We start from the raw sequence: 4,288 nt of genomic DNA, 5'->3' as shown, positions 1-4,288 counted from the left end.
GCGCGCTGTCGAACCTGATCGACAACGCCCTCAAATATGGCCGCGAGGCCGAGGTGGCGGTGGACGGTGATGCCGACGACGCGTGGATCACCGTCACGGATCGCGGGTCGGTCCTGACCGGGGACGATCTCGACCGGCTGACCGGCGCCTTTCAGCGCGGCCGCAACAGTGCGGATGCGTCAGGCGTGGGGCTGGGACTGGCCATCGTGTCGACCGTCGCCTCTCAGCATGGCGGCGATGTGCGTTTTCAGCGCGCGGATAGTGGCCTTTCTGCGCGTCTTCAGCTTTGCCGGTTCTGGTCCTGAGGTTCTCGCCTCATTTTTTTATTGTTTGTATATTTGTTATGACTGCCGCGTTGATGATGTCTTTTGTTGTGCATCCGCGCGACAGGTCGTTTGCGGGTTTTGCGAGGCCTTGCAGGATGGGTCCGATGGCGTCGAGCCCGCCGAGGCGTTGGGCGATCTTGTAGCCGATATTGCCCGAGGCGAGGTCGGGGAAGATGAAGACATTGGGGCGTCCGGTCAGCCGGCTGCCGGGGGCCTTCCTGGCGCGGATGGCGTCGTCCAGCGCGGCGTCGAACTGGATCTCGCCATCGACTTCCAGATCGGGTTCGGCCGCCCGGATCAGCGCCAGCGCCTCGTGGATCCGGGCCAGGCTGGGATGGTCGGCCGAGCCCGCGGTCGAGAAGGACAACAGCGCCACGCGCGGCGTCTCGGCCAGCACCTGCCGGCAGGATTGCGCGGCCGAACGGGCGATGGCGGCCAGCTCGGCCGCGTCGGGCTGAATGACGAGGCCGCAATCGGCGAAGATCATGCCGCCCCGGATCGGCGCCTCGGGGCCGCAGGACAGCATCAGGAAGAAGCTGGACACGATCCCCGCCCCCTCGGCGCGGCCGATGATCTGCAACGCCGCGCGCACCGTCTCGGCGGTGGTGGCGACCGCGCCGCCCAGGGTGCCGTCGGCCTGTCCCAGCCTGACCCGCATCGCGGCCTGCCGGATCGGATCGCGCATCTCCTCCAGCGCCCGTTCGGCGGTCATGCCGCGGGCCGCCCGCATCTGGTGCCAATGCGCCGACAATTCGACCAGGTCCGGCGCCTCGGCCGGGCGCAGCGCGGTGACGCCGGGGATCTCGGGGCCGTTCATCAGCGTCACCCGCGCCAGCCCCCCTTCGGCCAGCAGCGCGGCAGCGCGCGCGACACGCGGGTCGTCGCCCTCGGGCAGGATGATGTGGCGCGGATCGGCGCGGGCCGTGTCGAAGAGACGTTCCAGCGGTTTCATCGGCGAAGCCTTTCGGTCAGGGAAGAACGGCTGCGGGGCAGGACGGGATCGGGCCCGGCCCGGGCCCGGCCTGCGACGGACGGGGGGCGAAGACCGCGTGCACCGGCTCAGCCCAGGAAATGCAGGCCGGCGACGATGAAGACGCCCAGGAACACGGTCTCGGCGACCATCAGCGCGATCGCACCCGAGCCGACGTCCAGCATCCGCGCCAGCGAGGTCTTGATGCCCACCGCCGCGATCGCGATCAGCAGCGCCCACCGGCTGAGCGCGCCGGCCCAGTCCGCCAGCACCTGCGGGATCAGCCCGATCGAGTTCAGCGCCGCCAGCACCAGAAAGCCCAGCACGAAGCCCGGCAGCAGCGGCGGGCGCCTGCCCTCGGACAGATCCGCCAGCCCCATCTGGCGAATGACCAGCGAGAAGCACAGCACCACCGGCGCCAGCATCGACACCCGGATCAGCTTGACCAGTGTCGCGGTCTCGCCGGTCTCGGGCCCGATGGAGAACCCCGCGCCGACCACCTGCGCCACGTCATGGATGGTGCCGCCCAGAAACACGCCGGAATCGCGGGCGGTAAAGCCGAACAGACCCGACAGCATCGGATAGACCACCATCGCCACCGTCGACAGCACCGTCACCGACAGCACCGTGAAGACCAGGTCGCGTTCGGATTTCTCGTGCCGCGGCAGCACCGCGGCGATGGCCATCGCCGCCGAGGCGCCGCAGATCGCCACCGAGCCCCCGGTCAGCAGCGCAAACCGCCAGCCGCGGCCCACGAACCGGCTGGCCAGCAGCGCGAAGCCGATGGTCAGCACCACCCCCGACACCACCAGCGCGATCGCCGGGCCGCCAAGCCCGGCCAGCATCTCGACGCTGATCCGCGCCCCCAGCAGCGCCACCCCCAGCCGCAGCACGGTGCGGGCGGTCACCTCGATGCCGGGCGCGGTCCGCGTGCCCGACTCGGCCAGGAAGTTCAGCGACAGACCCAGAAGCAGCGCCAGAAGCATCGCCGGCGCGCCGTAATGTTCCGACAAAAACTGCGCGGTGGCCGCGACAAGAACCGAAACGGCAAAGCCCGGAAACAGATCGTGCAGGCGGGCACGGCCCGGCAGCCGCGCGGCAAGGCCTGTCGCGGGACCGGTCAGGGGACGGGTCATGGGGAAAGCTCCTCTGGAGGGGCCCGGCGGCCGAGGCCGCCGGGCCGGGACAGGCTGCGATCAGGCCAGGATCAGGCTGCCGCGCCCTTCTGCGGACGCATGTCCGACGCGTCGATCCCGGCGACCGGCACCGGCTTCTTCATCGCGTCGCGCCGGAACGGCTCGCCCAGTTCCTGGTTCAGCAGAACCTCGATGAAGGTGGTCTCGCCTTCCTTCATCTGACGCTCGACCGCCTGGTGCAGGGCATCGGTCAGCTCCTCGGCGGATTTCACCTGCACCCCGTTCACCCCGCAGGCCTGCGCAATGCCCGCATAGGAGGTGCCGCGGTCCAGCTCGGTGCCCACGAAGTTGTTGTCATACCACAGCGTCGTGTTGCGCTTTTCCGCGCCCCACTGGTAGTTGCGGAAGATCACCATCGTGATCGCCGGCCAGTCGTCGCGGCCGCAGGCCGTCATCTCGTTCATCGAGATCCCGAAGGCGCCGTCGCCCGCAAACCCGATCACCGGCGTGTCCGGATTGCCGATCTTGGCCCCCAGGATCGCCGGGAAGCCATAGCCGCAGGGGCCGAACAGGCCCGGCGCCAGGTATTTGCGGCCCGCCTCGAAGCTGGGATAGGCATTGCCGATGGCGCAGTTGTTGCCGATGTCCGAGCTGACGATGGCCTCGGCCGGAACCGCCTGCATGATCGCGCGCCAGGCCTGACGCGGGCTCATCAGATCGGCGTCGCGGCTGCGCGCGCCCTCGTTCCATTCGGTGCCGGGATCGTCCTCCTCGTGATCCAGGCTGGACAATTCCTGCGCCCAACGCGACCTGGTCTGCGCGACAAGCGCGCGGCGTTCCGCGCGACCGGCATCGCCGGCATCCGCCGAAAGCTGGCCCAGAATGCCGCGCGCCACCTTGGCCGCGTCGCCCTGGATGCCCACCGTCACCTTCTTGGTCAGTCCGATCCGGTCGGCATTGATGTCGACCTGGATGATCCGGGCGTCCTTGGGCCAGTAATCGATCCCGTAGCCCGGCAGGGTCGAGAACGGGTTCAGCCGCGTGCCCAGGGCCAGCACCACATCGGCCTTCTGGATGATCTCCATCCCCGCCTTGGACCCGTTATACCCCAGGGGGCCCATCGCCAGAGGATGGCTGCCCGGGAAGCTGTCATTGTGCTGATAGTTCGAACAGACCGGCGCATCCAGACGCTCGGCCAGCTGGACAAGGTCGGGGATCGCCCCCGACAGGACCACGCCCGCCCCAGACAGGATCACCGGGAATTTGGCCTCGCTCAGCAGCCTCGCGGCCTCGGACACCGCCTGCTCGCCGCCCGCCGGACGCTCGAACGCCACCACCTGCGGCAGCTCCACGTCGATCACCTGGGTCCAGAAGTCGCGCGGGATGTTCATCTGCGCCGGCGCCGAGTTGCGCCAGGCCTGCATGATCACCCGGTTCAGCACCTCGGGGATGCGCGAGGCGTCGCGGACCTCCTCCTGGTAACAGACGCAGTCGGCAAACAGCCGCATCTGCTCCATCTCCTGAAAACCGCCCTGCCCGATCGTCTTGTTGGCAGCCTGCGGCGTCACCAGAAGCAGCGGCGTATGGTTCCAGTAGGCCGTCTTCACAGGCGTCACGAACCCCGTCACGCCAGGGCCGTTCTGCGCGATCGCCATCGACATCTTGCCCGTCGAACGCGTGAACCCGTCCGCCATCAGACCCGCATTCGTCTCGTGCGCACAGTCCCAGAACGTGATCCCGGCACGCGGAAAAAGATCAGACACAGGCATCATCGCTGAACCGATGATCCCAAATGCATGCTCTATCCCATGCAACTGCAAAACCTTAACAAAGGCTTCCTCGGTCGTCATTTTCAT

At 68.2% G+C, this 4,288-nt stretch carries 4 protein-coding genes; 1 reads left to right on the top strand and 3 read right to left on the bottom strand.

What is annotated here, in order from left to right; translation table 11 throughout:
• Positions 1–305, top strand: a 305-nt coding sequence (locus MU516_RS19225) for an ATP-binding protein (RefSeq protein ID WP_260278815.1), incomplete at its 5' end; no start/stop codon positions are given.
• Between the two features lie 10 nt (positions 306–315).
• On the opposite strand, the gene MU516_RS19220 is transcribed toward MU516_RS19225, so the two are convergent.
• From MU516_RS19220 to xsc, 3 genes are all read right to left on the bottom strand, one after another.
• On the bottom strand, positions 316–1,278 hold the full coding sequence (locus tag MU516_RS19220) for a phosphate acetyltransferase (RefSeq protein ID WP_260278814.1): 963 nt from the start codon (positions 1,276–1,278) through the stop codon (positions 316–318).
• A gap of 107 nt (positions 1,279–1,385) precedes the next feature.
• Entirely contained in the window at positions 1,386–2,432 is a 1,047-nt protein-coding gene (locus MU516_RS19215) for a YeiH family protein (RefSeq protein WP_260278813.1), read from the bottom strand.
• 71 nt (positions 2,433–2,503) lie between these two features.
• Positions 2,504–4,288 (bottom strand): sulfoacetaldehyde acetyltransferase, encoded by a 1,785-nt coding sequence (xsc, locus tag MU516_RS19210; RefSeq protein WP_260278812.1) that lies wholly within the window; start codon positions 4,286–4,288, stop codon positions 2,504–2,506.

This window comes from Paracoccus maritimus, from assembly GCF_025195095.1.
Taxonomy (GTDB): domain Bacteria; phylum Pseudomonadota; class Alphaproteobacteria; order Rhodobacterales; family Rhodobacteraceae; genus Paracoccus; species Paracoccus maritimus.
This window is presented reverse-complemented; position numbering and strand designations above follow the sequence as displayed.

Excerpts from the sequence above, each read along its gene's own strand:
- MU516_RS19220 (WP_260278814.1), bottom strand. The coding sequence starts at position 1,278 with ATGAAACCGCTGGAACGTCTCTTCGACACGGCCCGCGCCGATCCGCGC.
- MU516_RS19215 (WP_260278813.1), bottom strand. The coding sequence starts at position 2,432 with ATGACCCGTCCCCTGACCGGTCCCGCGACAGGCCTTGCCGCGCGGCTG.
- xsc (WP_260278812.1), bottom strand. The coding sequence starts at position 4,288 with ATGAAAATGACGACCGAGGAAGCCTTTGTTAAGGTTTTGCAGTTGCAT.